Origin of the sequence: Leminorella grimontii, from assembly GCF_039789245.1 — a bacterium.
Classification (GTDB): Bacteria; Pseudomonadota; Gammaproteobacteria; order Enterobacterales; family Enterobacteriaceae; genus Leminorella; species Leminorella grimontii.
Window position 1 is genome coordinate 2728555 of record NZ_CP146357.1, and the last position, 25478, is coordinate 2754032.

Sequence of the window (25478 nt, forward strand, 5' to 3'; positions counted from 1 at the left end):
GAATTAGTTAGATGGCTCAACGGGTAGTCGTTTTTAACGCGCGGGGAGTATACACCCGCAGGGGTCGACGCGCACTAAGATACGCTAGATTGTGTTCTACACCTACTCGCCTGCAATCTTTACAGCCTCTTTTACCGCCCAAAGTGGATTTCAAAAAAGCCTGTCATACCGTACCATCCCCCCGCGACTAGCCTGAATCGCAGCATCAACTCAACGAGCCGGCGCCTTATCGTAATACACGCCGTCAAGATAATCGCGATATTCTAATACCTGTGCGTTTATCTCATCATTGGAACCGAAGAAATACATGTAAACTTTGATTCCTGAAACTCTCAATAATTTCAATTTCAACCTATCCGCTTGAGAAGTCGGACGCCCTGCAACGACATATCGGATATTATTATCTTTCAAAAACTGAACGCTCGATATAAAGAAAATTTTTTCGAAAGTAGTCTTAGATATTTTTTTCAACGTGTAATAGTTTGCCATTCCACCATTAAGGGACTTCCCGGCTTCTTTAATCGAGCCTTCTGAAAACAATTCCATCTTTAATCGATTTCTATCAATAAATAATTTCACGATGGCAGACGGATTATCTATTTTATCGGTAACCAACACAGCGTCAGGATGCGACAGAAACCAGTGGTTGATATCACCAAAATCTAACGACGTATATTTGCCCAAAATCTTATACTGCTTAAACACAGATAACAGAGGAGGCAGCTCGCCTCGATAGCCCACCTGGTGTGCCCACGTATCCCAGTCGTGTACAGCGACAAAATGACCATCTTTAGTTTTACTGATATCAAGTTCAAAAATGCGTATCCCTTGCAGATATGAGTGATTCAGCGCATCCAGGCTATCCGTATAAATATTGCCATCAATTTCCCCACCGGCATGAGCAATGACAGCAATCTCACTACGGTTTAATTCAGCTATTTTATATTCAATAAAAAATAGCGAACCCGCGGACAGAATAGCAATCAGAGAAACCGCATAAATTAAAATACGCATTGCTTTTTTCATATTCACAAAAATAACTAAAATTCATGTACAACATTAATTTTAGCTTATCATTTCCATTACAGTGCCGTCGTTTCGCGGCACCAAACCCTTTAGGATGAACACACAGTATCATCCTTTTTACGCCCAAGCACTCCAGATTATCTGTAGAACGTATATATCCGTCGCATCACGCCGATGGATTAGGCAAGGCCAAGCAGCATCTTCTTCACCGCCAGCACGTGCTTGCAAGGGCCCCACACTCCCTGATGGTTGATGGCTCACCCGCAGGTACACAATTATACGGTAACTTGTCCAAGCCGTTTCGTAAAATAACAAAACGCCTAAAGAGAATTTAGCCCAGATAGTGCGAACTACGCATTGACGCGCAACTTAGCTCGAACAAGACACCTCAATCCCCTTCCCTTCCTCCGAAGGCGGCGCCTCCAGCGATTCAAACTCTTTCGCTTCGAGATAAGGGTCAATCAGGCCGCGGTGCAGCAGCGCCAGCGGCGCGACGTCGTCGCGCTCGGCAGCTTCGATGGCCTGCTGGGCCAGGTAGTTGCGCAGCACGCGTCGGGGGCTGGCGGCGCGGATGCTTTCTTGCCTTTGAGCGTCGTCGATGCCTTCGCGCCTCAGGCGCTCGCACCAGCGGCGGTGCCAGTCGTCAAAGGCGGCCCTGTCGATAAAATCGTCTCTAAGCCGCATCGGCGAGCCGCTCTGCTCCACTTCGGACAGGAGGCGGAACGTGGAGGTATAGTCGCGCCCTTCCTTTTCCATCAGGTCCAACAGGCCATTAAGCAACTCGCTGTCGCCCTCTTCCCGCGTAAACAGCCCGAGCCTGGCGCGCATCCGACGACCGTACTCTTCCCTCAGCGCGGGCTCATAGGCCGCAAGCCCGGCCTGAAGCTGTTCTACGCTCATCACGCCCGACAGCGCATTAGCCAGGCGATGCAGGTTCCAATAGGCGACGGACGGCTGGGCGTAAAACGCATAGCGTCCCTGATAGTCGCTGTGGTTACAGACGAAGTTGGCCCGATAGTCGTCCATAAAACCGTAGGGGCCATAGTCGATGGTGATGCCCAAAATCGACATATTGTCGGTGTTCATCACGCCGTGGGAGAAGCCAACCGCCTGCCAGGCGGCGATAAGCCTACCGGTGCGCTCGGCGACGTCTTTAAACCATAGGAAGTCGCGATCCGCGTCATCCACCAGTTCCGGCCAATGGTGGCGCTGCGTGTAGTCCAGCAGTTGCCTGACCTGTTCCTGCTGCCCTGCGTAGAAAAAGTGCTCAAAGTGGCCAAAGCGAACGTGGCTTGGCGCAATGCGCATCATCATTGAGCCGCGTTCCTCGGTTTCACGATACACCGGTTCGTCGCTGGCGACGATCGTCAGCGCGCGGGTGGTGGGAATACCCAGGCCGTGCAGCGCTTCGGAGGCAAGGAACTCCCTGACCGTCGAGCGCAGCACCGCTCGCCCATCCCCCATGCGGGAATAGGGCGTCAGCCCTGCGCCCTTTAAGTGCCAGTCCAGCTTCGCGCCGCCTTTAGTCACCTGCTCTCCCAGCAAAATGCCGCGCCCGTCCCCCAACTGGCCTGCCCACACGCCGAACTGATGGCCGCTGTAAACCTGCGCCAGCGGCTTCATGCCCGGCAGCAGCGACTCACCGGCCCATACGCCGACGCTCTGCGGCTGAAACATCTCAGGAGAAAGCCCAAGCTCCGCTGCCAGCGGTTGGCTATGGTACAGCAGCCGGGCGCCCTTGAGCGGCGTCGGCGACAGGGCGGTATAGAACCCCGGCAGTTCGTCAAAGTAGCTGTGGACAAATTGGGGCATCGTTTTTCTCTGCTTTTTGTGGGTGGCTCTTGCAGTGTAGAACTCTAAACAAATAATTAACACCGCCAAAAGGTAGGGAAATAATAAGCGTTTTCGGCTACTTCCCGAGGTGACGGGGCTTTACGTACGAACTGGATGTTAAAATTATGTACAAGCGCACAATTTGACGGTTAACTTAGCTCAATCGAAGGCGATTTAGTGGTAGACTCTGGCACTATTACTTTTTCTTCGACGATGATATCGCCGCACCGGCCTGGAGGCGTGCTCATTTCCCCGTCTTTAGCGGAAAAATGCACGGGCGAATCCGGCGTGATATTATACTGCCCGGGTTTTGTCACGAAGACAGACTTGCTCTATCAGAAGCCAGACTGAAGACCAAAACGAACCAAAGTTACCATCGGATATGCCCAAGATGCCCAAAAAAGCGCCGGAAGCGGCCAGTTTTGAAACCGCGTTAAGCGAGCTGGAACAGATTGTTAGCCGTCTTGAAAACGGCGATCTCCCGCTGGAAGACGCCCTGAACGAATTTGAGCGCGGCATTCAGCTGGCCCGCCAAGGGCAGCAGCAGCTGCAGCAGGCGGAACAGCGCGTTCAAATCCTGCTCAACAGCGACCCCGAAGCGCCGCTCTCTCCTTTTAATCCGGACGAAGCCTGATGACGACCTTTATCCAGCTTCAGTCCGGCTACCGAGCGCGCGTCGATCGCGCGCTTGAGCTCTACCTTTCCGCCCTGCCTGAACCACGGTCGCCGCTGGCTGAAGCCATGCGCTACGGCGCTCTGCTTGGGGGAAAGCGCCTGCGCCCCTTTCTGGTTTACGCCACGGGGGAGATGCTGGGGCTAAGCGTTGAAACGCTGGACGCCCCCGCCGCAGCCATTGAATGCATTCACGCCTATTCGCTTATCCATGACGATCTGCCCGCCATGGACGATGACGATCTTCGCCGCGGCCAGCCGACTTGCCACGTCAAGTTTGGCGAGGCCCACGCGATTTTGGCCGGCGACGCGCTGCAAACGCTGGCCTTCTCCATTCTTTGCGATGCCGACATGTCTGACGTCGAAGCCCCTGACCGGCTGGCCATGCTCAGCGAACTGGCTCAGGCCAGCGGCGCTGCCGGCATGTGTGCAGGCCAGGCGCTGGACTTGGAGGCAGAAAAGCGTAAGGTAAGCCTGACTGAGCTTGAGCGGATCCACCGCCATAAGACCGGCATGCTGATCCGCGCCGCGATCCGCCTTTCCGCACTGGCTGCGGGGGAACGCGGAAAAAAGGCGTTACCGCTGCTGGACCGCTACGCGGCCGCCGTTGGGCTGGCGTTTCAGGTTCAGGACGACATTCTGGACGTGATTGGCGCAACCGAGAAGACCGGCAAGCGTCAGGGAGCGGATCTCCAGCACGAGAAGAGCACCTACCCTGCGCTGTTAGGCATAGACGGCGCGCAGGCCAAGGCGCAGGAGCTTTATCAGGAAGCGGTCGACGCCCTGGCCGAGCTTTCGTCTCTGTCTTACAACACGACGGCGCTACAAACACTGGCCGGTTTCATTATTGAACGCGATAATTAAACCGTACTTTTAAGCACACTATTTAAACGAGTTTTGGATGAGCCTTGATATAACCCAATATCCCACGCTGGCGTTAGTCAACAGCCCCGACGATTTACGCCTTATCGCCAAAGAGAGTTTGCCCAAGCTGTGTGAAGAGCTTAGGCAATATCTGCTTAACAGCGTAAGCCGCTCCAGCGGGCACCTGGCCTCCGGTCTGGGCACGGTAGAGCTGACGGTTGCGCTGCACTACGTCTACAACACGCCCTTTGACCACATCGTCTGGGACGTCGGCCATCAGGCCTATCCGCACAAGATCCTGACGGGCCGTCGCGATGAAATGCCGACTATCCGTCAAAAGAACGGGCTGCACCCCTTCCCCTGGCGGGAAGAGAGCGAATATGACGTGCTGTCCGTCGGCCATTCGTCCACCTCCATCAGCGCCGGGCTCGGCATGGCTATCGCCGCCCAGCGCGAAGGCAAAGGCCGCCGCACCGCCTGCGTTATCGGCGACGGCGCAATGACCGCAGGCATGGCCTTTGAAGCCATGAACCACGCGGGCGACGTAAAGCCGGACATGCTGGTCATCCTTAACGACAACGAGATGTCGATTTCCGAGAACGTTGGCGCGCTCAACAACCACCTGGCGCAGATCCTGTCCGGCAAGCTGTACGCGACGCTGCGCGAAAGCGGCAAGATGATGCTTTCCGGCCTGCCGCCGATCAAAGAGCTGGTCAAACGCACCGAAGAGCACCTGAAGGGCATGGTGGTGCCGGGCACGCTGTTTGAAGAATTCGGCTTTAACTACATTGGCCCGGTCGACGGCCACGACGTGCAGGGGCTGGTGCAAACGCTGAAAAACATGCGTAGCCTGAAAGGTCCTCAGCTGCTGCACATCATGACCAAAAAAGGCAAAGGCTACGCGCCTGCCGAGCAGGATCCGATCGGCTGGCACGGCGTGCCGAAGTTCGACCCGGAAACCGGCACCCAGCAAAAGAGCGGCGGCGCTCACCCCAGCTACTCTAACGTCTTCGGCGACTGGCTGTGCGAAGAGGCAGCGGCGGACGACAGGCTGATGGCCGTAACGCCCGCCATGCGTGAAGGCTCCGGCATGGTGCGCTTCTCCAAAGAGTTCCCGGAACAGTATTTTGACGTCGCTATTGCAGAGCAGCACGCGGTGACGTTCGCCGCTGGCTTAGCTATCGGCGGCTATAAGCCCATCGTGGCGATTTATTCCACCTTCCTGCAGCGCGCTTACGATCAGGTGATTCACGACGTGGCTATCCAGAAGCTGCCGGTGATGTTCGCCATCGACCGCGGCGGCATCGTCGGCGCCGACGGCCCGACTCACCAGGGCGCGTTCGACCTAAGCTACCTGCGCTGCATTCCCGACATGGTTATCATGACGCCGAGCGATGAAAACGAATGCCGCCTGATGCTGCATACCGGCCATCGCTATCAGGAAGGCCCAACCGCCGTCCGCTACCCGCGCGGCAACGGTACCGGCGCCACATTGACGCCGCTGGAAGAACTCCCCATCGGTAAAGGTCGGCTTTGCCGCCAGGGCGAAAAAGTCGCCATCCTCAACTTCGGCACCCTGCTGCCGGAAGCGCTGGCGGCCGCCGAACGCCTTAACGCCACCGTCGCTGACATGCGCTTTGTGAAGCCGCTGGACGAAGACCTGCTTCGCACGCTCGCCGACAAGCATGATGCCTTCATCACTCTGGAAGAAAACGCCGTCATGGGCGGCGCCGGCAGCGGCGTCAACGAATGGCTGATGGCCCAGCGCCTGAACGTGCCGGTACTCAACGTTGGCCTGCCGGACGCATTCGTGCCGCAGGGCGGCCAGGAAGAGATCCGCGCAGATTTGGGGCTTAACGCCGAGGGGATCGTTGAGCGCTATCGGGCGTGGGTAGCCGATTAATCGAAAAGACTGGAAAAACCCTCGAATTTGAGGGTTTTTGAGACAATGGATAAACCATCTGAATTAGCTTCAGAGGATATTCCGGCCGAAAATACAGTCTACCCATATTGCTATCGTGCTCGGCCGGAAGAGCGCCTGTATTAGCTTTGGGAGTGCGTTGGGCATAGCCTTCCTACGGGCACTTCGTTGGCTTACGCCAAGTCGACCCCAACGGAAGACTCTCCCTCCGATTGACTACGCTGATGTTATCCAAAATCTTTGTCAACAATCTCAAAAACCCTCGAATTCGAGGGTTTTTCTTTTAGCATCTATCTAAAGTGATCGTACCCACTGACCCCTAACTCCACCGGCTCATCACCATCAAACACCTTCATCCCGCCGTTGGCGGTTATCTGGCCGATGCAGGTACAGGGCAGCTCCAATGCGGCCAGCGCCGTTTCTATCGCGCCGCGATTTTTCTCCGGTACGGTAAAGCACAGCTCGTAGTCTTCGCCGCCGGTCATCGCCCAGCGCTGCGCCTGTTCCCGAGAGCTATTGCGTAACAGCTCGTCGGATAGAGGCAGCTTATCCAGAAAGAGCTTCGCGCCGCAGCCGCTGGCCTTCAGAATATGCCCCAGATCGGACGCCAGGCCGTCGGACAGATCCAGCGCCGACGAGACAAGCTGTCGAAGCGCCTGCCCGGCCAGTATGCGCGGCGTAGGCCGGAGGTGGCGCTTAACCAGATAGTCGCGGCTTTTCGAATCATCAACGCGCAGGCGGTTTTGCAAAATCGCAAGCCCCGCGGCGCTGTCGCCCAGCGTTCCCGTTACAAAGATCCAGTCTCCCGCCTTGGCGCCGCTGCGGGTTAACGCCTTGTCGACCGGGATCCAGCCGTGTACGGTCAGCGTCAGGCTCAGCGGCCCCCGCGTGGTGTCGCCGCCGATAAGCTGCATCTCGTAGTAGTCCAGCAGGGAAAACAGGCTGTCGCTAAAGGCGGCAAGCCAGGGCTCGTTCACCTCAGGCAGCGTCAGCGCCAGTGAGAGCCAGGCAGGGTCGGCCCCCATAGCGGCCAAATCGCTTAGGTTCACTGCCAGCGCCTTGTAGCCAAGGTCGGCGGGATCGATATCGGGAAGAAAGTGGGTTGCGCAAACCAGCGTATCGGTACTGACGGCCAGTTCGTTTTGCTGTGGGGGGATAAGCAGCGCACAGTCGTCGCCAATGCCTAAGCGGACGTCTTTGCGGTTATCTTTTTGCCTATGAAAATAGCGGGTAATCAGATCAAACTCACCGCATGACATAAGTACGGTACTCCAGGCCAGCGAAAAAAATTCAGGCCAGCAATGCCGGCCTGAGAGTAAGGATGTCCGTTATCGCCTCGCGGCGTTAGTCGTCTTTACGAGCGTCCTTACGAACGCGCAGACGCGGTACGACCTTATCCAGTACGCCGTTAACAAACTTGTGGCTGTCTTCCGCGCCAAACGTTTTGGCAAGCTCAATGGCTTCGTTAATCACCACTTTGTAGGGAACGTCTTCGCGCTTGCTCAGTTCGAAAACCGCAACGCGCAAAATCGCCCTTTCAATTTGGCCAAGCTCGTCCAGCGTGCGGGACAAATAAGGCGCCATTAGCTTATCCAGCTCCTGAGCCTGCGTCGCCGCCCCGGAAAAAAGCTCGCGGAAGTAGGTTAAATCAACGCCGTTAACGTCCTGTTCCGCCAGGAAGGCTAATTCGACATCGGCGATATCGTTTTTTGATATCTGCCATGAGTATAGCGCCTGAACGGCGCACTCGCGGGCTCGGTGGCGAGCTGAAGGTTTCACGGGTCTACCTCTTAAATTCAATCAAACTCTCACGACGCTTGATGCATCGTGCTTCAGGCTTTAATCGCCTTGATGACGTTAATCATTTCCAGTGCGGTCATGGCGGCCTCGGCCCCTTTGTTACCCGCTTTGGTACCGGCGCGCTCGATGGCCTGTTCGATGTTTTCCGTCGTCAGAACGCCAAAGGCGACCGGAACGCGGCTGTTCATCGCCACGCTGGAAAGGCCGGAACTGCACTCGCCCGCCACGTATTCAAAGTGGGCGGTGCCGCCGCGAATAACGGTGCCCAGCGCGATAACCGCGTCGTAACGTTCGGTTTCGGCAAGCGTACGCACCGCCAGCGGAAGCTCATAGGCGCCCGGCACCCATACGACCGTAATGTTGGCGTCAGAAACCTGGCCGATGCGCTTAAGGGCGTCAACCGCACCTTCCAGCAGGCTGTCGTTAATAAAGTTGTTAAAACGCGCAATCGCGATAGCTACGCGCGCCTGCGGTGCAGCAACATTGCCTTCGATAACGTTCATACGAGTAATCCTCGGTGTTTTTACTTTAATCACTGGGTTAAGGGGGCGGATTCTATCACATTCTTTTACCCGCTGCGCTGCGGATTTTACGCCGCCGCGCCGTTAGCGCTCCGAATTAGGAAACAGGGACAGCCGAAGGTCGTCCCCTACCCGCTTAACGTCGCCAAACGTAAAGCGCGGCGCGTCCGCCAGGCGCTCGATGCCCGGCAGGCGACACAGGCCGCGCGCATCGTCGCCCAAAAGCTTGGGCGCGGTATAGAGCACCAGCTCGTCCACCAGCCCCTGAGTCAGCAGCGCGCCCGCAAGCGTCGCGCCCGCTTCCGTCCAGACGCGGTTAATCTGCCTGCGCCCCAGCTGCATCATCAGCACCACCAGATCGACGCCGCCGGACGCTGCCGGAACAATAAGCTGCTCTACGTTATCCGACCAGGCTTCATTCCCCTTTTGGGTACGCACCAGCAAAATGGGCCCCGGCAAAGAGAATGCTTTCAAATCAGGGGTAAGGCGGTTTCTGGCATCGAGGATCACGCGAAGCGGCTGGCGCAGGCGCTCTTTGGGATAAACGGCCTGAACGTCGTCGCCAAGCTCTTCCCAGCGCACGTTCAAAGAGGGGTTATCCGCCAGCACGGTTTCACTGGTGCTGAGGATAGCGCAGCTCTGCGCCCGATAGGCCTGTACGTCGCGCCTGGCTTCGTTCGAGGTTATCCACTGGCTTTCGCCGGACGCCATGGCGGTTTTGCCATCCAGCGAAGCGGCCATTTTAAGCTGAAAGTAGGGGAAGCCGGTTCTCATGCGCTTAAAGAAGCCGCGGTTCAACGCTTCGGCCTCTTCCATCATCAGGCCATATTCAACCTCAATGCCGGCCTGCTGCAGGCGATAAAGGCCGCGACCGGCGACTTCCGGATTCGGGTCCTGCATGGCGGCGACAACGCGCGCGATGCCGGCTTCGATAAGCGCGTCGGCGCAGGGCGGCGTTCGCCCATGGTGGCTACAGGGCTCCAGCGTGACGTAGGCCGTAGCGCCGCGCGCCTTTTCTCCCGCCGCGCGCAGGGCATGAACCTCGGCGTGCGGTTCTCCGGCGCGCTGATGGTAACCCTCGCCGACGATAATCCCGTCGCGCACGATAACGCACCCGACGTTAGGATTGGGGGAGGTGGTAAAACGCCCCAGCCAAGCGAGCTCAACGGCCCGAGCCATATAAACAGCGTCGTTGTGCATAAAATATCAGTCCTGCAGTTTGGCAATTTCTTCGCCAAACTCGCGAATGTCTTCAAAGCTGCGGTATACAGAGGCAAAGCGAATGTAGGCGACCTTGTCGAGCTTGCGCAGCGCTTCCATCACCAAATTTCCCACCATCGACGCCTGGACCTCGCGTTCGCCGGTCGCCCGCAGCTGGGATTTGATATGGCTAATCGCAAGCTCGATGTCGTCAGAACTCACCGGCCGCTTCTCCAGCGCCTTCAGCATGCCTCGGCGAAGCTTGTCTTCGTCGAAAGGCTCTCGGATATCGTTGCGCTTGATGATCCGAGGCATAACCAGCTCGGCAACTTCAAACGTCGTAAAGCGTTCATTGCAGACCAGACACTGACGGCGGCGGCGAACCTGCGAACCATCCCCAACCAAGCGTGAATCAATCACTTTGGTGTCTACGGCAGCGCAAAATGGGCAATGCATAACGTCTCCTGGAAAATGTCTGAAAATTATCGCCTTCAGGGCGGCGCATCGGCCCTATTCTAAACGCCCCGGCCAAAGAGCGATACACCTCAGATACATTGGAAGCTATATTTTTCTAACCGTTGGATAAATAAAAACACAAAATCTGACAACATTTGTCTCTCATTTGATAAAAGCCTCGCTCTATCCCCTCAGCCCTATGCCAATTATCGTTATATCACGCCGACATTAGACCGATATTTTTCACTATTTCATGGCGTTAAGTTTATCTCGCGAATTCGCATCCATAACCAACATAAACAGGAGTAACGCAATGAACGAAAAATTTATCGGTTCGGTGATCAACGCCCTGCCGCTGGAACACATGATCGGCGGCCCGCTGCAGGCGATGATCAAAGCGCAGATTCAGGCGACCAAATCATATACAGACTTCCTGCTGTCGGTCTGCATTAAGGACGGTAAGGCAAACGCCGTCCAGTTCGACTACGACGAAACCGTTGTTGATGAGCAAGGCGTTGTGCAGGGCGTGATGACAAAAACCATGCGCATTCCCCTGCTGGCGGCCGTCACTCACCCGATCATCTGTATCGAAGAGGGTACGATCGACTTTGAGCTCGAAATCTCGCAAAGCGAATCGGACAGCAGCAGCACCGAGGCCGAAGCCGGCCTGGAAGCCTCCGTTGGCTGGGGGCCTTTCAAAGCCAAGGTTACCGGCCGCGTCTCCCACAAGTCAGAACAGACGCGAAAAACCGACACCCGCGCCAAGTACAGCATCCATACGCAGGTGAAGCGCCAGGATCCGCCGGAAGCGCTGATGCGCGTCATTGACTTTTTAACGGAGTCAGCGACCAAGCCAGTGGTTCATAAGGCCAATAGCGAAAAGCTTGAAGAGTTCCAGACGACGGAATCGCTGCAGCAGAAAGAAAAGCAGGCCGCGTAACCCCTCCTCGTTGAAGAGCTTCAATTCATTAACGCTACCAAGGGGCGGCTGTTTATAGCGCCTCTTTATATCAGGAGTCCCTTATGTCATTGAAAGACTGGTTACGAGGAAAGCCCGACGCACAGGAAACGTCAGGCGAAAACCTGGGCGGCGCCGGAGGAGGCGAGCCGCCGCAACCGCCGGAAAATCGCGGATCGCCCATCACGCTGGCGGACATCACGCGCGGAATGCAGTACGCCGCTACCGCCGCTAACCAGCTTATTGCGCACCAGTACATGCAGTCGCTGGAACCGTTTTTCGAACCCATGCCGGACGGCCGCCTGTCGCCCCGCACGGTGCAAATGATGCTGGATGAAAAACACAACTTCGATCTGCCGCTCATCGCGCTGGCGACGCCTCGCGGGCTGATGCTCGAAGAGATGAAGGTTCACCTCACCGTCAGAACCGACGCGGTTGAACAGGTTGAAGCCGCGCCGGGCGAGAACAGCGACACCGTGGGCCGCTTTCAGGTCAGCCTGTCGCCCCACAGCAAGGACAAAGGCGGCAGAGACAGCCAGCACGTGGATATCGAGATGCTGTTCAAAGTGCTGGAGCCCCCCGAGAGCGTCATGCGGCTTATTGACGAGTATACCAACCGCGTACTGCCTCAGCCTGTCGATACGGAGGAATAACCCATGTCTAACCTGCCACAAAACACCGGCCAGGCCGGTATCAACCTGATTAAGGAATTTGAAGGGCTCAAGTTAAGCAAATACCGGGACGCCGTCGGCCTTTGGACCATCGGCTACGGCCATTTAATTCGCTCCGGGGAGACGTTTGAGCGCAGCCTTACGGAACAAGAGGCGGAAGCCCTGCTGCGTAAAGATCTGCTGGAGTCGGAGCGAGGCATCAGGCGGCTGGTTTCCGTCCCGCTCACGCAAAACCAGTTCGATGCGCTGGTCTCTTTTGTCTTTAACGTCGGCGTCGGCAGGCTGGCCACCTCGACGCTGTTGAAAAAGCTTAACGCACAAGACTACCGGGGCGCCGCCGACGAGCTGCCGAAGTGGAACAGGGCCGGCGGCAACGTGCTGGAAGGCTTGACCCGTCGACGCCAGGCTGAAAGAGCGCTTTTTAAGCAATAGGTCCATTTATCAATAACATCGTAAGGAGTTCATCATGAAAGTACGTCACGTTTCTTTGCTTTTTATTACCGCGCTGCTCTTCGCTATGGCCAGCGCCCTTTGTCGGGCGGACGCGCCGGACGTCGTCAGCTGCGAACAGGCCGTCGCTAGCGCCAACGTCGCGTTCAAGCAGCAAAGCGGCAGCGAAATCAACAGTGAGAAAGACCTGGTCGAGCTGGTAAGAATCCTCAACCGGGATAACGTCCTCCCTATTGCTTACGTCACCACCCAAAAGGCAAAAGAGGCCGGCTGGGATGGAACGGGCTCCCTGTGGAGCAAATTCATACTGAATAAGAAAATCATCGGCGGAGATCCCTACCTCGGTAAGCCGGTATCGGACAAAGGAAGCTGGTTTACCGCCGATCTGGAATCCGTGTCGGGCCACCGCAGTAGCAAACGCCTTATTTACAGCCCAAACAGTAAAACCCGCTATTTATCCACCGAGCTTTATGAAAGCGCGGCGGAGATCGTCCCCTGCCGGTAATACGGCGCCACAACGCTTTTTATTCCAAACAAGAGGAACGTTATATGTTTTCTAAATACACCTGTAAGCAGCCCGATACGGGCAACGTAAACCAGTGCGGCGGCTATGCGCTGGCGGCGTTAATACACGCCAGCAGAACTCCCCCCTGTGACAATCAGCCCAACGGCAGCGACATATATAATCAAGTCATCGCCTTTCAGAATGACTGTGATATTCCACTGTTTTCGCCAAAAAACCAGAAAGGAGCCAGAAGTCTGCCTTCAAGCCTGATTAAGACAGCCAAAGAGAATGGCTTTACCCGATATAAGCTAACGGTAACAAAAGCCTACGGCCAGAAGCACCCTGAGCTCATCACGTCCGAAAAAGGACGCCTGAATAAAGAGGTGGAAATCACTAAAGAGGTGAAAATAACTGAAGACAGTGAGAAGACTCTCGACCAACTGTTAAAGAAGGACGGCTACTATCTGGTTCTGGTCAACGACGGCAATCACTGGATTGCGATGGGTAAGCGAGGGGAGCGCGTCTATTTCTACGATCCCGGCGGCGCTGGCGACGTTGACGAAACGGGCAAACCGACGATTAACTTCTCAGGCGTCATCATCCGGCTCAACTAAATATCGCGAAACGTCCTCAAAAAGTCGGCCCATAGCGCACGGTAGTTCGCTGTGGGTCAACGTCCAACACGACTTTCGTACGCGAGGCGCTATGGATACTACCCCGATTGACGCCGGCATCGACGTCATCTTTTATCAAGGGCTTTCTTCGCTGTCCGGCCGGCTTGGCGGATTGAGCATCTCATTTTTTTGGCGGCCCAAAAAGCTCCACCAGCGCGGCCGATTCGCAGCGGGTTTGATCATCGGCAGCATCAGCGTTTCCGCCAGCTTCGCCTTTACCGGACTCACCTCACGCTGGCTGGGCATGAACATAGGTGAAATCGACATTGCCTTAGGCGTTGGGTATTTCGTCGGCGCAATTAGCGTTGGGACCATCGCCTGGCTTGGCAATTTTTTCAGCCACCGTGAAGACAGCGACCTGCTCGAGGTGGTTAGCGACATAAAAAACACCGTTTCATGGGCTCCGCCGCCCGCCAAAACAAAGCGGCGCGCTCCTTCATCAAAAACGAAGCAGAAAGAGGACGACGATGAATATAACCTTTGAATGGCTATTTTTTTTACTGCTGGCCGTTATCAATATTATTACTGCGATATTTATTTTTTGTAGCGCCCTCCATCCGTATATATATCGACGGCCGACCTGGTATAAGCTGGCGCTCATTATGACGGCGTTCGGCTTTGCGGCACAGGGGGCATTAAGTTTTCCTTATTTAATTTACGGCTATGAAATATATAACAACTCACTTCCTATATGGATTTTTAATGACATTGGAATTGCAATAATTAGCGGCCATTATTTCTTTAAAATTATACTCAGAAAATAACCAGACATTTTTATCACTAAAATAGCCTAGGACATTTACATCCATCAACTATAACAAAAAGCGACTATTTACCAAAATAACAAGGCGTTAGATTTTCCCCTGCGAAATAACTCGCATTATATTAAAGGAGAAAATCATGACTAATTTTTATTTATCTAAATATGTAAAAAACTTATTTACCCACCTGTTATTTCTAGGTTGTCTTTTAGCCTCAGGCTCTTCATTTGCCGACAGGCTACCGGGTGTTTTATGTGAAAAGCTTCCGGGGGAAGATGGAATGACCATTACTGGCTGGCTAACAGCACAAGAGAACAATGGAGGCCATACTCAAGAAAGGCATATTAATAAAGATGAAAAATATCTCCAAAACAGAAATATTGCTATCGCTTCTACATGGCTCAATGAAGAAACAATGTGGAAATACATAGCTAAAGACGTTCAAGCTTTCTGCGAAAATGCTATAAAACGAGGAAATGAAGCAGTATCCAGTAATATAGCCCTATCCGGGGAGAGTAAAGAAGCCGTAGGAGAATACTATATTAAGAACTCTGAGGGTAAAAAATCTATTCAAGGGAATGAAAGAGCAACCATTGTTTATAAGAATGGCTTTTCAGGATGGTATTTATTGACCACCTATCCTCAGCCTGTCGGTAGATAGTAAAATGAAAAACGGATGGGACTATATCAAATAGTCCCATTTTTCATGAAGCGTTATTCCTCTTCAACAAACATCATCGCCGCCTGGGTGCGGTTATTGACGTTCAGCCGCCGAAAAATAGACTCCAAGTGGGCTTTTACCGTACCGGCGCTAATGTTCAAACAGCGGCTAATCTGCTTGTTAGACTGGCCGTCGGCAAGCAGGCTAAGAATTTCTCTCTGGCGTTCGCTCAGCGTTTCTACCGAGCGGCAGCGGTCATCATCAAGCACGGAGCTGTCGGGCAGGCACACCAATCCGGTCTCAGCGGCACGCAAGACTTGTACAACGGCCTCCAGCGGCTGATCTTTACAAATAACGGCAGCGGCTCGGTGCCGTAAATATTGGCGCACCAGCGATTTTTTTACCTTTCTCAGCGAGACGATAACGTGTACTTCCGGATATTTTATAAAAATCTCATCAAGCAGATCGACACAGCAAATATGTTCCATTTCCCCGTCGAGTAAAATAATTGAGATATCTCCCTCATTTAATGCCAACCAAAAGCTGTCAATATTACTAGTATTAACAATTTTTGCCTCCGGCAGCATTTTAACCAGCCCGGACTTTAATCCATGAACATAAATTGGCAATGTATCAATGATTAAAATATTCATTTATATTTCCCCTGTGTTTATTATGACTCTCTCTCTCTTACCCATGCTGTAAAATGAAAATATCGCCATTAAACAATAAAATAAAGGCGACATTTGCCGTATACCATTTCTCTTAACGAGAGAGATTTATAAATGAACCAGTTCGACATCCCTACCTATATTTGAGAAAGACGTCACTATTTTGAAATAAAGTAGAAAAACGCTACGTTATTGCCTACCTTTATATAAACCACAAAAAATAAATGGCTATTTGAAATAGCATAAGGAAAAAAATGGCTAACGAAATCAGCTATACGGGAAAGAATGGAATTGAACTTATAAAGCGTTTTGAAGGGCTATCGCAAAACAAATGCCGTAACGCCGTCGGCTTTTGGACCATCGGCTACGGCCACTTAATTTCCCCCGGTGAAACCTTCGACCACCCTATTACAGAACAAGAGGCGGAAGCCCTGCTGCGTAGAGACCTTTCACCAGCAGAAAAAAGCATTAACAAGCTGGTTTCCGTACCGCTTACGCAAAACCAGTTCGATGCGCTGGCCTCTTTTGCCCTTAACGTCGGCGTCGGCAGGCTGGCCTCCTCGACGCTATTGAAAAGGCTCAATATGGGAGATTATCACGGTGCCGCCAATGAGCTGCTGAAGTGGAACAAAGCCAGCGGCCGAGTGTTGGTGAGCTTAACTCGCCGCCGACAGGCTGAGCGAACGCTGTTTAACCAAAGCGAGACGGCAGAGTAAAGCGCTTAAAAAGGCAGATCGGAATCAAATTCTCAGATATGTGACGCTGAATTAGTCACTACAGGCATGAAATAATCACGCTACCCATAAGGATATCTCCATGAAAACACGCTATGTTTCACAATTAATTGCCGCCACGTTAGTATTTAATATGGCTAACGCCTTCTCTGCGGAAACCGTCAGCTGCGAGCAGGCCGTCGCTAACGCCAACGTTGCGTTCAAGCAGCAAAGCGGTAGCCAAATTAACGACGAAAAAAGCTTGGTCACGCTGATACGCGTCCTCAACCGGGATAACGTCCTCCCTATTACTTACGTCACCACCCAAAAGGCGAGAGAGGCCGGCTGGGATGGAACGGGCTCCATGTGGAGCAAGTTCCTGCTGAATAAGAAAATCATCGGCGGAGATCCCTATCCCGGTAAGCCAGTATCGGACAAAGGAAGCTGGTTTACCGCCGATCTGGAATCCGTGTCGGGCCACCGCAGTAGCAAACGCCTTATTTACAGCCCAAACAGCAAAACCCGCTATTTATCCACCGAGCTTTACGAAAATGCAGCGGAAATCGTTCCCTGCCAATAGCTCCCTAAATATTCCGTAGGCTAAACGCTACGTTTGCCTACGGAAAAAGAACATACTCCCTGCTTAAACTACTTCCTCCCGCGGCGCTATCCACCGCTGGTGAAACCAGAGCGTAAACAGCAAAATCGCGCCGCCCGCCAGCGTATTTCCCCACGCCGGCTGCTCCTGCCAAATGACGAAATTAACCAGCAGGCCGACGGGGATCATGGCGTTATTCATAATCGCCAGCGTACCGGCATCGACTTTGCCTGCGCCGTAGTTCCACATAAAGTAGCCCAGCCCGGAAGCCCCCAGCCCCAGCCAGACCAAAATCAGCCACTGGGTGGACGTCGTCGGAAGCCCGCCTGCGTCCCCCTGCCACAGCCAGGCAAGGATCGCCACGCACAGCGCGCCTAAGTAAAACAGCGCACCGGCCTGAGTCGGCGGCAGCGCATAGCGCTCCATCGCTCGCTTATAGCCCACCTGCCCCAGCGCGAAGAAAAAGTTCGCCGCCTGAATAATCGCCATGCCGAGCCAAAATCCCGGCTTGGGGTGGCTAAAGTTGATGACGCCCGCCCCCAGCACCGCCAACGCTGCGCTGAACAGGTAGCGCCAGCGCAGCGCCTGGCCGCGAAGGGCGTCATAGATGAGCGTAATGTAAATCGGCATGGTAATGCCGAACAGCAGCACTTCTTCGACGCTGAGATAGAGAAAAGAGTGATAGTAAAACAGGTACATCACGCCAAGCTGGCTGGCGCCCGCCGCCATAAAGGCCAGCGCGGGCACGAGCCGTAGCCCCTTGGGCTTTAAGAAAGGAATAAACAGCAGCCCCGCCAGCCCGATGCGCATCAAAACCGAAAACCACGGATCGACCTGCCCGGCTAAATAAACGCCGATCAGGCTAAAGGAAAACGACCAGATAACGGTGGTCACAATAAGATAAGGCATAGAAACTCCAGAAGCGCTAGGCGTGACAATATAGATTATAATCAGTGACCGCTTTTGAAACGGCCTGAGTCAAACAGGTAAGCTGCTTGGGGCTAATCACGTAGGGCGGCATCAGGTAAATAAGCCGCCCGAACGGACGGATCCACACGCTCTGCTCGACGAAAAACCGCTGTATTTTTGCAAGACTGACCGGCCGCTTCATTTCAACCACGCCGATCGCGCCAAGCACCCTGACCTGCTCGACAAACTCGCAGGACGCCAAAGGAGCAAGCTCGCGCTTAAGCTGCGCCTCTATCTCGGCGACCTGAATCCGCCATTCTCCCGTCGCCAGCAGGTTCAGGCTGGCGCAGGCGACGGCGCAGGCCAGCGGGTTGCCCATAAAGGTGGGGCCGTGCATCAGGCAGCCCGCTTGCCCGTCGCTTATCGTCTCCGCTACGCTGCGCCGGGTCATCACGGCGGACAGCGTCATATAGCCGCCGGTCAGCGCCTTTCCCAGACACAAGATATCGGGCGAAATATCGGCGTATTCGCAAGCGAACAGCCTGCCGCTGCGGCCAAATCCGGTGGCGATTTCATCGGCGATAAGCAAAATGCCGTAGTCGTCGCACAGGCGACGGATTTGCTTTAGGTATTCAGGATGATAAAAGCGCATCCCCCCTGCGCCCTGCACGATGGGTTCCAGAACGACGGCCGCCAGTTCGCGATGATGGCGCGCCATCGTCTCTGCGAAAGGCGCTATCGCCTCTTCTCGCCATTCACCGTCAAAGGGAATATCCATACCGTCCACAAACAGCCCGTCGGGCAGAAAGCCGCGATAGAGCGAATGCATGGACGACGCAGGGTCGCTCACCGACATGGCGCCGAAGGTATCGCCGTGATAGCCCTTCGCCAGCGAGAGAAAGCGCCTTCTGGGCTCGCCTCGCCCCTGCCAGTACTGCAGCGCCATCTTCATGGCGACCTCAACCGCCACCGAGCCGGAGTCGGCCAAAAAGACGCACTCCAGCCCCTTCGGAGCGATGCCTACCAGGCGACGACACAGCTCAATGGCCGGTCCATGGGTCAAGCCGCCAAACATAACGTGGGACATCTTTTCCAGCTGTTCCGCTACCGCACGGTTGAGCGCCGGGTGATTATAGCCGTGCACCGCAGCCCACCAGGACGACATGCCGTCGATCAGGCGCTCGCCGCTCTGTAAATGAATTTCGCATCCCTGCGCTCCGCTTACCGCATAGCAGGGTAAAGGCCGCGTTATTGACGCATAGGGGTGCCACACGTGGCGCCGATCGAACTCTTCGTTTGTAAGCATGGTATTTATCATCAAAATCGCATGTAAAAATCATATGTAAACCAATTTGACATAAATTTAGTTTACAATTACATTTTCTCAAAACCAATCCTTTTTATCGATTGAGAAAAACAGAAAACATGACGACTTCACCCGTTCGCTGGACGCAAGGATCCGCCCTTAAGCTATTCAACGAGCCCCTGCTGGAGCTGCTGTTTCGCGCGCAGACCGTACATCGCGAGCACTTTAACCCTAAGCGCATTCAGCTCAGCACGCTGCTGTCGATTAAAACCGGCAACTGCCCGGAGGACTGTAAATACTGCCCGCAGAGCGCCCGCTACCACACCGGCGTTGCCGGTGAGCCGCTGATGGACATCGAGACGGTGCTGGCGGAAGCCCGCCGCGCCAAAGAGGCCGGAGCAAGCCGCTTTTGCATGGGAGCTGCCTGGAAAAACCCGAAGGATCGCGATTTGCCGCATCTTGAGCGCATCATTACCGGCGTAAAGGCGTTGGGGCTTGAGAGCTGCATGACGCTGGGCATGTTAAGCGCCCATCAGGCCCAGCGGCTGGCGCAGGCCGGGCTGGACTACTACAACCACAATCTGGACACCTCCCGCGACTTCTATCCGCACATCATCACTACCCGCAGCTATCAGGAACGATTGGATACGCTGGAGCACGTGCGCGAGGCGGGAATGAAGGTGTGCAGCGGCGGTATCGTCGGGCTGGGAGAGTCCGTTAGCGACAGGGCCGCACTGCTGGTTGAGCTGGCCAACCTGCCCGAACCGCCGCACAGCGTCCCGATCAACATGCTGGTCAGCGTCGCGGGAACGCCGTTGGAAAACGGCCCGGATATCGATCCCTTCGACTTTATCCGCACCGTCGCCGCCGCCCGCATCATGATGCCCACCTCCTACGTTCGGCTTTCCGCCGGCAGAGAGCAGATGAGCGAACAAACTCAGGCCATGTGCTTTATGGCGGGCGCCAACTCGATTTTTTACGGCTGTCGGCTGTTAACCACGCCCAACCCGGAAAAAAATCGCGACCTGGCGCTGCTGGAAAAACTGGGGCTGGAAACGGAGCGGGGAGACGTCAAACGAGAAGAAGACGAGCGGCTTCATCACCTGGCGGCTCGGCAAAAAGAGGCCGATACCGAGCTTTACTACAACGCCGCGCGCTGAGGAAAGAGCATGTCGCTACGCTGGTTTATCACCGCCACGGACACCGACGCGGGAAAAACGGTCGCCGCCTGCGCCCTGCTTCAGGCGTGCGTGAAAGAAGGTTATCGCGCCGTCGGCTACAAGCCGGTTGCTTCGGGCGCTTATCCCACTGACGGCGGGTTAAGAAACGACGACGGCGTCAGGCTTTGGCAAAACGCCAGCCCTCGCCTGCGCTATGAGGAGGTCAACCCGCTGCTGTTCAAAGAGGCAACGTCGCCGCACCTCGCCGCCGAGCTGGAGGAAAGGGAAATCGAGCTTGGTCAGCTCTCGTTAGGGCTATCGCGGCTGGCATCGCGTTACGATGCCGTCGTCGTCGAAGGCGCGGGAGGCTGGTTCACACCGCTTAACTGGCGGGAGTGCCTGTCAGACTGGGTCATTCAAGAAGGGCTTGGCGTGATTCTGGTCGTCAACATGAGGCTTGGCTGTATCAACCACGCGCTGCTCACCCAGCAGGCCGTGCTTGGCGCAGGATTACCGCTCGCCGGCTGGATTGCCAACCGAACCGCGCCCAATCCGCATCAGGAAGCAGCCTATCTGGAAACGCTGAAGCAGCGCCTCAATGCGCCGATGGTCGGCGATATTCCCTATCTGGCCGAACCGTACCAGGCTAACTTGGCGCGCTTTATTCGATTGGACTTACTCTATCCACCAGGCGTTTTATCAAATAACCGGTAAAGCGTTGCACCACAAAGCGAGATCGGTTACAAGAGGGCAGCCAAACGTCAGGGGATTGCCCATCATGAATCGCGAATTTTTAACTGATAACGTATTAAGCCTGGTGGTGCTGCTCGCCTGCTTCCTGTTCCTGCTTGGAATGAGGATTTATGGACGCAGCCACCGAAAATTCAAACGCGGTTTTCTTGTCCACGCCATTCAGTTCTTGCTCTGGTCGACGATCATTATCATTCTGGGCAGCTACGTCGACGATGCGATTTCCCGTTTCCATCTCACCTTTATCACGCCATCGGCGGTTAACCTGGCGAGCGTATCGCTCATCGCCGCCATCTTGCTGCATAAGCTGTTTTTAACGATTAACCGTCTGGAAAAAAATCAGATCGACAAAGGCAGCGACGTTACCAGTGCCCGCATGATTTCCCGCGTGCTGAAAATTACGCTGATTGTGGTCATCATACTGCTCTACGGCGAGCACTTCGGCATGAGCCTTTCCGGCCTGCTGACCTTCGGCGGCATAGGCGGCATCGCCATCGGTATGGCCGGTAAGGATATCCTGAGCAACTTCTTTTCCGGCATTATGCTGTACTTCGATCGCCCGTTTAACATCGGCGACTGGATCCGTTCGCCGGATCGCAACATTGAGGGTACGGTGGCGGAAATTGGCTGGCGCACGACTAAAATCATGACCTTCGATCAGCGACCGCTTTACATCCCCAACTCTATCTTCGCCGCTATCAGCGTAGAAAATCCGGGGCGTATGACGAACCGCCGGATCAATACCGTAATCGGCCTGCGCTACGAAGATGCCGACAAGATTGCGGTCATCAGCGACGAAGTTCGCGCCATGCTGAAATCCAGCGAAGATATCGATAAAAACAGGGCGCTGCTGGTCTATTTCAACGGCTTTGGCGATTCTTCCCTTAACATCATGGTTTACTGCTTCACCCGCACGACCGCGTGGGCCGAATGGCTGGAGATTCAACAGAGCGTATTTTTGAAGATTATTGAAATCGTCCATCGCCACGGGGCAGACTTTGCGTTTCCCAGCCAGACGCTGTACGTGCAGGAGAGCGGCGGACTCCCGCCGCCCCAACGGGAAGCGCCGGTAAAATAACGTCCGACCGCATACAAAAAGAAAACGCCCTCGACCGCAGGGCCAAGGGCGTTTTAAACCAGAGAAAATCCGTTTGGGTTACGGCAGCAGAGAAGGCTGATCCGCCCCCTCTTTTTCTACCTTGGTCGGCAGCATGTGTTCACGCTTCACGCCAAGCTTCAGCGCCATAAAGGCGGCAACCCAGATAGAAGACGCAGTGCCCAGCAGGATGCCGATAGCCAAAGACTCAGAGAAGCCCTTAAGCATTTCGCCGCCGAAGAACAGCAGGCACAGCACCGCCAAGAGCGTAGTACCCGAGGTCATCAGCGTACGGCTCAGGGTCTGCGTCAGCGAGACGTTCATGATTTCGTACGGCGTACCGCGACGGATTTTGCGGAAGTTTTCGCGCATCCGGTCAAATACAACGATGGTATCGTTGAGCGAGTAGCCGATGATCGACAGCATGGACGCCACGATGGTCAGATCCACTTCGCGCTGGAAGAACGAAATGATGCCTAGCGTGATCACCACGTCGTGCGCCAGCGCAAACACCGCGCCGGTCGCCAGACGCCATTCGAAGCGCACCCCGACGTACACCAGGATACACAGCAAACAGACGATGATGGCCATCAGCCCTGACTGAGCAAGCTCCGCGCCGACGCTCGGGCCTACGAACTCAATGCGCTTGATGGTCGCGCCTTCGTCCGCATTTTTGTGCACCGCATCGAGGATCTTATTGCTCAGCGCTTCGCTGTTCATTCCTGCAATCGGCGCCATGCGGATCATGACGTCGCGACTGCTGCCGAAGTTCTGAACAATCGGGTCTTTAAACCCTTGGGCGTTCAGCTCGTTACGGACCTTTTCCAGATCTATCGGATGGGTCAGCTTAACTTCAACCACCGTACCGCCGGTAAAGTCCAGCCCCCAGTTGAAGCCCTTCATGCCCATAATGACAAACGAAGCGACAACCAAAATCATTGAAACAACAAAAGCGGCGTTCCCCACGCGCAGGAAGTCATACACCCTGCGTCCGTGGTTAAGCTGCTCTACTTTATATTCCTCTGCCACAACAGACTCCTTAAATAGACAGCTTAGCGACGCGTTTGCCGCCGTATATCAGGTTCACGATGGCGCGGGTGCCAACGATCGCCGTAAACATGGAAGTCAGTACGCCGATAGACAGCGTAATGGCAAAGCCCTTGATAGAACCGGTACCCACGGCGTACAGAATAGCCGCGGTAATCAGCGTCGTCAGGTTGGCGTCAAGGATACTGCTAAATGCGCCCTTGTAGCCTTCATGAATCGCCTGCTGAACGCTGCGCCCGTTTTTAAGCTCTTCTTTTATCCGCTCGTTGATAAGCACGTTGGCGTCCACCGCCATGCCCACCGTCAGCACGATACCCGCAATCCCCGGCATGCTCAGCGTTGCCCCCGGCAACAGCGACATAGTGCCGACGATAAGGATAACGTTCACCAGCAGCGCCAGACTCGCCATCACGCCGAAGAAGCGATAAACAAGCAGCATGAAGATAACGGAAACCATCAGGCCCCAGAAGCACGCTTCCAGCCCCTGTTCGATGTTCTGCTGCCCCATGGAAGGACCGATGGTGCGCTCTTCAACGATTTGGATAGGCGCAATCAGCGCGCCAGCGCGCAGCAGTTCTGACAACGTCCGCGCTTCCTGAGGCGTTGAAATGCCGGTGATCTGGAACTTGTTGCCCAGGCGGTCCTGAATGGTCGCAACGTTAATCACCTCTTCATGCTTTTCCATGATGGTTTTACCGTTAGCGTCCTTCTTGCCGCTGTCTTTATATTCGACAAACAGCGTCGCCATAGGCTTATAAATGTTGTCCTTAGTGAAGTTGGACATAATGTCGCCGCCGGCGCTGTCCAGCGTGATGTCAACCTTCGGACGCCCGTTCTGATCCATACCGGACTGAGCGTAGGTGATATGGTCACCGGTCAACACCACTTTCTTGTACAACACGACCGGAGAGCCGTCCTGACGGTACTTCACTTCTGACTTGCTGCGATCGCGGCCGCGCAGCACGGAGGCCGCGTCGATGCTGGAATTCACCAGGCGGAATTCGAGCGTCGCGGTAGCGCCGAGAATTTCCTTGGCGCGGGCCGTGTCCTGAATGCCCGGCAGCTCAACGACAATGCGCTCTGCGCCCTGACGCTGAACGACCGGCTCCGCTACCCCTAGCTGGTTGACGCGGTTACGCAAAATGGTGGTGTTTTGCTGAATGGCGTCTTCACGCGCTTCCCTCAGGCGCTCGTCGGTCATGACCGCCGAGAAGCTGTTGTTGGCTCCCGCGGTGAAAACCAAATCGCGATGGCGCGGCGTCAGATAGTCAATCGCCTTGGAGCGGCTGTCGGCATCGGGGAAACGGGCAACCACGCTGCCGTTCTCACCTTTAGCAAGATCCGTAAACGGGATCTTTTGCGACTGAAGCTCGCTTTCAATGCCGTCCAGCGTTTGCTCCTGCAGCTTGCCCATTGCCGTTTCCATATCCACTTCCATCAGGAAGTGAACGCCGCCGCGCAGGTCGAGGCCGAGCTTCATGGGTTCGGCGCCGATGGCGGTCAGCCAGGATGGCGTTGAGGGTGCGAGGTTGAGCGCAACGACGAACTTGTCGCCCAGCGCCTCCATCAGCACTTCTCTGGCGCGCAGCTGAACGTCGGTGTTGTCAAAACGCAGCAAAAGCGTGCCGTTTGACTCCATAGCGGACGATTTAAAGGCGATCTTTTCTTTGGCCAGGGCATCTTCAGCCTGGCCCAGCGTAGCCTGCGTGGCCTGGCCGCCGCGGGCGCCGGAGATCTGAATCGCCGGATCCTCACCGTAGAGATTAGGAAGCGCATACAGCAGACCGACGCAGATAACGAACACCAGCATCAGATACTTCCATAAAGGATAGCGGTTTAACACGATAGTTTCCCTTCGGGAAAGACAAAAAACACAGCGCTTCGTCTATACAGGATATAGAGAAGCGCTTTCATAATATTAGAGCGCTTTCATCGTGCCCTTAGGCAGGACGGCGGCAACGAAGTCACGCTTGATGGTCACTTCGGTGGTGTCGTTGAGCGCAATAACGATGTAGCCAGTGTCAGAGACTTTGGTTACGCGACCAACCAGGCCGCCGTTGGTCAGAACTTCATCGCCTTTAGAAATAGAGCTCATCAGGTTTCTATGATCTTTGGCGCGCTTTTGCTGCGGACGCAGGATCATAAAGTAGAAAATCAGACCAAACACCACCAGCATGATAATCAGAGAGTAAGGGCTGCTTTGGGCTGGCGCACCGGCAGAAGCGACGGCGTCAGAAATAAAAAGACTCATTGAT

At 54.9% G+C, this 25478-nt stretch carries 27 protein-coding genes and 1 pseudogene; 15 read left to right on the top strand and 13 right to left on the bottom strand.

The window, feature by feature from the left end:
- Nucleotides 1–210: 210 nt before the first annotated feature.
- Together V8L73_RS12735 and V8L73_RS12740 are read right to left on the bottom strand one after the other, a co-directional pair.
- Nucleotides 211–1014, bottom strand: a complete 804-nt coding sequence (locus V8L73_RS12735) for a hypothetical protein (protein ID WP_347253154.1) — start codon at nt 1012–1014, stop codon at nt 211–213.
- Nucleotides 1015–1395: 381 nt separating this feature from the next.
- Nucleotides 1396–2838 (bottom strand): protein adenylyltransferase SelO, encoded by a 1443-nt coding sequence (locus tag V8L73_RS12740; protein ID WP_347253155.1) that lies wholly within the window; start codon nt 2836–2838, stop codon nt 1396–1398.
- Between the two features lie 412 nt (nt 2839–3250).
- On the opposite strand from V8L73_RS12740, the gene xseB reads away from it, so the two are divergent.
- Genes xseB through dxs form a run of 3 tightly spaced genes read left to right on the top strand, consistent with a single transcriptional unit; the run spans nt 3251 to nt 6298 of the window.
- Nucleotides 3251–3493: an exodeoxyribonuclease VII small subunit gene (gene xseB / locus V8L73_RS12745; RefSeq protein ID WP_027275963.1), complete on the top strand. Its 243-nt coding sequence runs from the start codon at nt 3251–3253 to the stop codon at nt 3491–3493.
- Entirely contained in the window at nt 3493–4395 is a 903-nt protein-coding gene (ispA, locus tag V8L73_RS12750; RefSeq protein ID WP_347253156.1) for a (2E,6E)-farnesyl diphosphate synthase, read from the top strand. The genes xseB and ispA overlap by 1 nt, the downstream gene beginning before the upstream one ends.
- A 37-nt stretch (nt 4396–4432) precedes the next feature.
- Nucleotides 4433–6298 (top strand): 1-deoxy-D-xylulose-5-phosphate synthase, encoded by a 1866-nt coding sequence (gene dxs / locus V8L73_RS12755; protein WP_347253157.1) that lies wholly within the window; start codon nt 4433–4435, stop codon nt 6296–6298.
- 308 nt (nt 6299–6606) lie between these two features.
- Here the strand turns inward: dxs and thiL are convergent, their stop codons facing one another.
- From thiL to nrdR, 5 genes are all read right to left on the bottom strand, one after another.
- Nucleotides 6607–7575 (bottom strand): thiamine-phosphate kinase, encoded by a 969-nt coding sequence (gene thiL, locus V8L73_RS12760; RefSeq protein WP_347253158.1) that lies wholly within the window; start codon nt 7573–7575, stop codon nt 6607–6609.
- Between the two features lie 85 nt (nt 7576–7660).
- Nucleotides 7661–8095 carry a transcription antitermination factor NusB gene (gene nusB, locus V8L73_RS12765; RefSeq protein ID WP_027275959.1) on the bottom strand — a complete coding sequence of 145 codons (435 nt, stop codon included), beginning with the start codon at nt 8093–8095 and terminating at the stop codon, nt 7661–7663.
- 53 nt (nt 8096–8148) lie between these two features.
- Complete coding sequence (ribE, locus tag V8L73_RS12770; RefSeq protein WP_027275958.1) at nt 8149–8619, bottom strand: 6,7-dimethyl-8-ribityllumazine synthase; 471 nt, start codon at nt 8617–8619, stop codon at nt 8149–8151.
- A gap of 102 nt (nt 8620–8721) precedes the next feature.
- Nucleotides 8722–9837, bottom strand: a complete 1116-nt coding sequence (gene ribD / locus V8L73_RS12775; protein ID WP_347253159.1) for a bifunctional diaminohydroxyphosphoribosylaminopyrimidine deaminase/5-amino-6-(5-phosphoribosylamino)uracil reductase RibD — start codon at nt 9835–9837, stop codon at nt 8722–8724.
- Between the two features lie 6 nt (nt 9838–9843).
- A complete protein-coding gene (nrdR, locus tag V8L73_RS12780; RefSeq protein WP_027275956.1) occupies nt 9844–10293 on the bottom strand; it encodes a transcriptional regulator NrdR in 450 nt (149 codons plus the stop codon).
- Nucleotides 10294–10606: 313 nt separating this feature from the next.
- Here nrdR and V8L73_RS12785 point away from each other — a divergent pair, with 313 nt between their 5' ends.
- The 7 genes from V8L73_RS12785 (at nt 10607) to V8L73_RS12815 (ending at nt 14973) form a co-directional block, all read left to right on the top strand.
- Nucleotides 10607–11233, top strand: a complete 627-nt coding sequence (locus V8L73_RS12785) for a DUF2589 domain-containing protein (RefSeq protein ID WP_347253160.1) — start codon at nt 10607–10609, stop codon at nt 11231–11233.
- An 83-nt stretch (nt 11234–11316) separates the two neighbouring features.
- Complete coding sequence (locus V8L73_RS12790; protein ID WP_027275954.1) at nt 11317–11904, top strand: DUF2589 domain-containing protein; 588 nt, start codon at nt 11317–11319, stop codon at nt 11902–11904.
- A 3-nt stretch (nt 11905–11907) separates the two neighbouring features.
- Nucleotides 11908–12354, top strand: coding sequence for a lysozyme (locus V8L73_RS12795; RefSeq protein ID WP_261832236.1), 447 nt, complete (start codon nt 11908–11910; stop codon nt 12352–12354).
- 34 nt (nt 12355–12388) lie between these two features.
- On the top strand, nt 12389–12877 hold the full coding sequence (locus tag V8L73_RS12800) for a ribonuclease (protein ID WP_347253161.1): 489 nt from the start codon (nt 12389–12391) through the stop codon (nt 12875–12877).
- A 44-nt stretch (nt 12878–12921) separates the two neighbouring features.
- Nucleotides 12922–13491 carry a hypothetical protein gene (locus tag V8L73_RS12805; protein ID WP_347253162.1) on the top strand — a complete coding sequence of 190 codons (570 nt, stop codon included), beginning with the start codon at nt 12922–12924 and terminating at the stop codon, nt 13489–13491.
- Nucleotides 13492–13582: 91 nt separating this feature from the next.
- Nucleotides 13583–14035 (top strand): hypothetical protein, encoded by a 453-nt coding sequence (locus V8L73_RS12810; RefSeq protein ID WP_347253163.1) that lies wholly within the window; start codon nt 13583–13585, stop codon nt 14033–14035.
- A gap of 416 nt (nt 14036–14451) precedes the next feature.
- Nucleotides 14452–14973, top strand: a complete 522-nt coding sequence (locus V8L73_RS12815) for an RNase A-like domain-containing protein (protein WP_347253164.1) — start codon at nt 14452–14454, stop codon at nt 14971–14973.
- 53 nt (nt 14974–15026) lie between these two features.
- Here the strand turns inward: V8L73_RS12815 and V8L73_RS12820 are convergent, their stop codons facing one another.
- Nucleotides 15027–15626, bottom strand: coding sequence for a LuxR C-terminal-related transcriptional regulator (locus V8L73_RS12820; RefSeq protein ID WP_027275948.1), 600 nt, complete (start codon nt 15624–15626; stop codon nt 15027–15029).
- 272 nt (nt 15627–15898) lie between these two features.
- On the opposite strand from V8L73_RS12820, the gene V8L73_RS12825 reads away from it, so the two are divergent.
- The gene (locus V8L73_RS12825) at nt 15899–16360 is read left to right on the top strand and encodes a lysozyme (RefSeq protein ID WP_347253165.1); all 462 of its coding nucleotides are present in this window, start codon (nt 15899–15901) and stop codon (nt 16358–16360) included.
- 100 nt (nt 16361–16460) lie between these two features.
- On the top strand, nt 16461–16937 hold the full coding sequence (locus V8L73_RS12830; RefSeq protein ID WP_347253166.1) for a ribonuclease: 477 nt from the start codon (nt 16461–16463) through the stop codon (nt 16935–16937).
- Nucleotides 16938–17000: 63 nt separating this feature from the next.
- Here the strand turns inward: V8L73_RS12830 and V8L73_RS12835 are convergent, their stop codons facing one another.
- Nucleotides 17001–17864: a DMT family transporter gene (locus V8L73_RS12835; protein WP_347253167.1), complete on the bottom strand. Its 864-nt coding sequence runs from the start codon at nt 17862–17864 to the stop codon at nt 17001–17003.
- Nucleotides 17865–17880: 16 nt separating this feature from the next.
- A complete protein-coding gene (bioA, locus tag V8L73_RS12840; RefSeq protein WP_347253168.1) occupies nt 17881–19170 on the bottom strand; it encodes an adenosylmethionine--8-amino-7-oxononanoate transaminase in 1290 nt (429 codons plus the stop codon).
- 119 nt (nt 19171–19289) lie between these two features.
- Between bioA and bioB the strand changes: the two are divergent.
- The 3 genes and pseudogenes from bioB to V8L73_RS12855 form a co-directional block, all read left to right on the top strand.
- A pseudogene (gene bioB / locus V8L73_RS12845) lies at nt 19290–20226 on the top strand (biotin synthase BioB); the annotation flags it as partial.
- A gap of 113 nt (nt 20227–20339) precedes the next feature.
- Nucleotides 20340–21044: a dethiobiotin synthase gene (gene bioD / locus V8L73_RS12850; RefSeq protein ID WP_347253169.1), complete on the top strand. Its 705-nt coding sequence runs from the start codon at nt 20340–20342 to the stop codon at nt 21042–21044.
- A gap of 64 nt (nt 21045–21108) precedes the next feature.
- A complete protein-coding gene (locus V8L73_RS12855) occupies nt 21109–22158 on the top strand; it encodes a mechanosensitive ion channel family protein (RefSeq protein WP_027275942.1) in 1050 nt (349 codons plus the stop codon).
- A gap of 78 nt (nt 22159–22236) precedes the next feature.
- On the opposite strand, the gene secF is transcribed toward V8L73_RS12855, so the two are convergent.
- The 3 genes from secF to yajC all read right to left on the bottom strand — a co-directional run bounded on the left by secF (nt 22237) and on the right by yajC (nt 25474).
- On the bottom strand, nt 22237–23205 hold the full coding sequence (gene secF / locus V8L73_RS12860; protein WP_027275941.1) for a protein translocase subunit SecF: 969 nt from the start codon (nt 23203–23205) through the stop codon (nt 22237–22239).
- 10 nt (nt 23206–23215) lie between these two features.
- Nucleotides 23216–25066 (bottom strand): protein translocase subunit SecD, encoded by a 1851-nt coding sequence (secD, locus tag V8L73_RS12865; RefSeq protein ID WP_347253170.1) that lies wholly within the window; start codon nt 25064–25066, stop codon nt 23216–23218.
- A 75-nt stretch (nt 25067–25141) separates the two neighbouring features.
- Nucleotides 25142–25474, bottom strand: a complete 333-nt coding sequence (gene yajC, locus V8L73_RS12870; RefSeq protein WP_027275939.1) for a preprotein translocase subunit YajC — start codon at nt 25472–25474, stop codon at nt 25142–25144.
- Nucleotides 25475–25478 lie beyond the last annotated feature (4 nt).

Bases quoted from the DNA above. Each gene is read 5' to 3' on its own strand.
- V8L73_RS12735 (WP_347253154.1), bottom strand. From the start codon at position 1,014: ATGCGTATTTTAATTTATGCGGTTTCTCTGATTGCTATTCTGTCCGCG.
- V8L73_RS12740 (WP_347253155.1), bottom strand. From the start codon at position 2,838: ATGCCCCAATTTGTCCACAGCTACTTTGACGAACTGCCGGGGTTCTAT.
- xseB (WP_027275963.1), top strand. From the start codon at position 3,251: ATGCCCAAAAAAGCGCCGGAAGCGGCCAGTTTTGAAACCGCGTTAAGC.
- ispA (WP_347253156.1), top strand. From the start codon at position 3,493: ATGACGACCTTTATCCAGCTTCAGTCCGGCTACCGAGCGCGCGTCGAT.
- dxs (WP_347253157.1), top strand. From the start codon at position 4,433: ATGAGCCTTGATATAACCCAATATCCCACGCTGGCGTTAGTCAACAGC.
- thiL (WP_347253158.1), bottom strand. From the start codon at position 7,575: ATGTCATGCGGTGAGTTTGATCTGATTACCCGCTATTTTCATAGGCAA.
- ribE (WP_027275958.1), bottom strand. From the start codon at position 8,619: ATGAACGTTATCGAAGGCAATGTTGCTGCACCGCAGGCGCGCGTAGCT.
- ribD (WP_347253159.1), bottom strand. From the start codon at position 9,837: ATGCACAACGACGCTGTTTATATGGCTCGGGCCGTTGAGCTCGCTTGG.
- nrdR (WP_027275956.1), bottom strand. From the start codon at position 10,293: ATGCATTGCCCATTTTGCGCTGCCGTAGACACCAAAGTGATTGATTCA.
- V8L73_RS12785 (WP_347253160.1), top strand. From the start codon at position 10,607: ATGAACGAAAAATTTATCGGTTCGGTGATCAACGCCCTGCCGCTGGAA.
- V8L73_RS12790 (WP_027275954.1), top strand. From the start codon at position 11,317: ATGTCATTGAAAGACTGGTTACGAGGAAAGCCCGACGCACAGGAAACG.
- V8L73_RS12795 (WP_261832236.1), top strand. From the start codon at position 11,908: ATGTCTAACCTGCCACAAAACACCGGCCAGGCCGGTATCAACCTGATT.
- V8L73_RS12800 (WP_347253161.1), top strand. From the start codon at position 12,389: ATGAAAGTACGTCACGTTTCTTTGCTTTTTATTACCGCGCTGCTCTTC.
- V8L73_RS12805 (WP_347253162.1), top strand. From the start codon at position 12,922: ATGTTTTCTAAATACACCTGTAAGCAGCCCGATACGGGCAACGTAAAC.
- V8L73_RS12810 (WP_347253163.1), top strand. From the start codon at position 13,583: ATGGATACTACCCCGATTGACGCCGGCATCGACGTCATCTTTTATCAA.
- V8L73_RS12815 (WP_347253164.1), top strand. From the start codon at position 14,452: ATGACTAATTTTTATTTATCTAAATATGTAAAAAACTTATTTACCCAC.
- V8L73_RS12820 (WP_027275948.1), bottom strand. From the start codon at position 15,626: ATGAATATTTTAATCATTGATACATTGCCAATTTATGTTCATGGATTA.
- V8L73_RS12825 (WP_347253165.1), top strand. From the start codon at position 15,899: ATGGCTAACGAAATCAGCTATACGGGAAAGAATGGAATTGAACTTATA.
- V8L73_RS12830 (WP_347253166.1), top strand. From the start codon at position 16,461: ATGAAAACACGCTATGTTTCACAATTAATTGCCGCCACGTTAGTATTT.
- V8L73_RS12835 (WP_347253167.1), bottom strand. From the start codon at position 17,864: ATGCCTTATCTTATTGTGACCACCGTTATCTGGTCGTTTTCCTTTAGC.
- bioA (WP_347253168.1), bottom strand. From the start codon at position 19,170: ATGCTTACAAACGAAGAGTTCGATCGGCGCCACGTGTGGCACCCCTAT.
- bioD (WP_347253169.1), top strand. From the start codon at position 20,340: ATGTCGCTACGCTGGTTTATCACCGCCACGGACACCGACGCGGGAAAA.
- V8L73_RS12855 (WP_027275942.1), top strand. From the start codon at position 21,109: ATGAATCGCGAATTTTTAACTGATAACGTATTAAGCCTGGTGGTGCTG.
- yajC (WP_027275939.1), bottom strand. From the start codon at position 25,474: ATGAGTCTTTTTATTTCTGACGCCGTCGCTTCTGCCGGTGCGCCAGCC.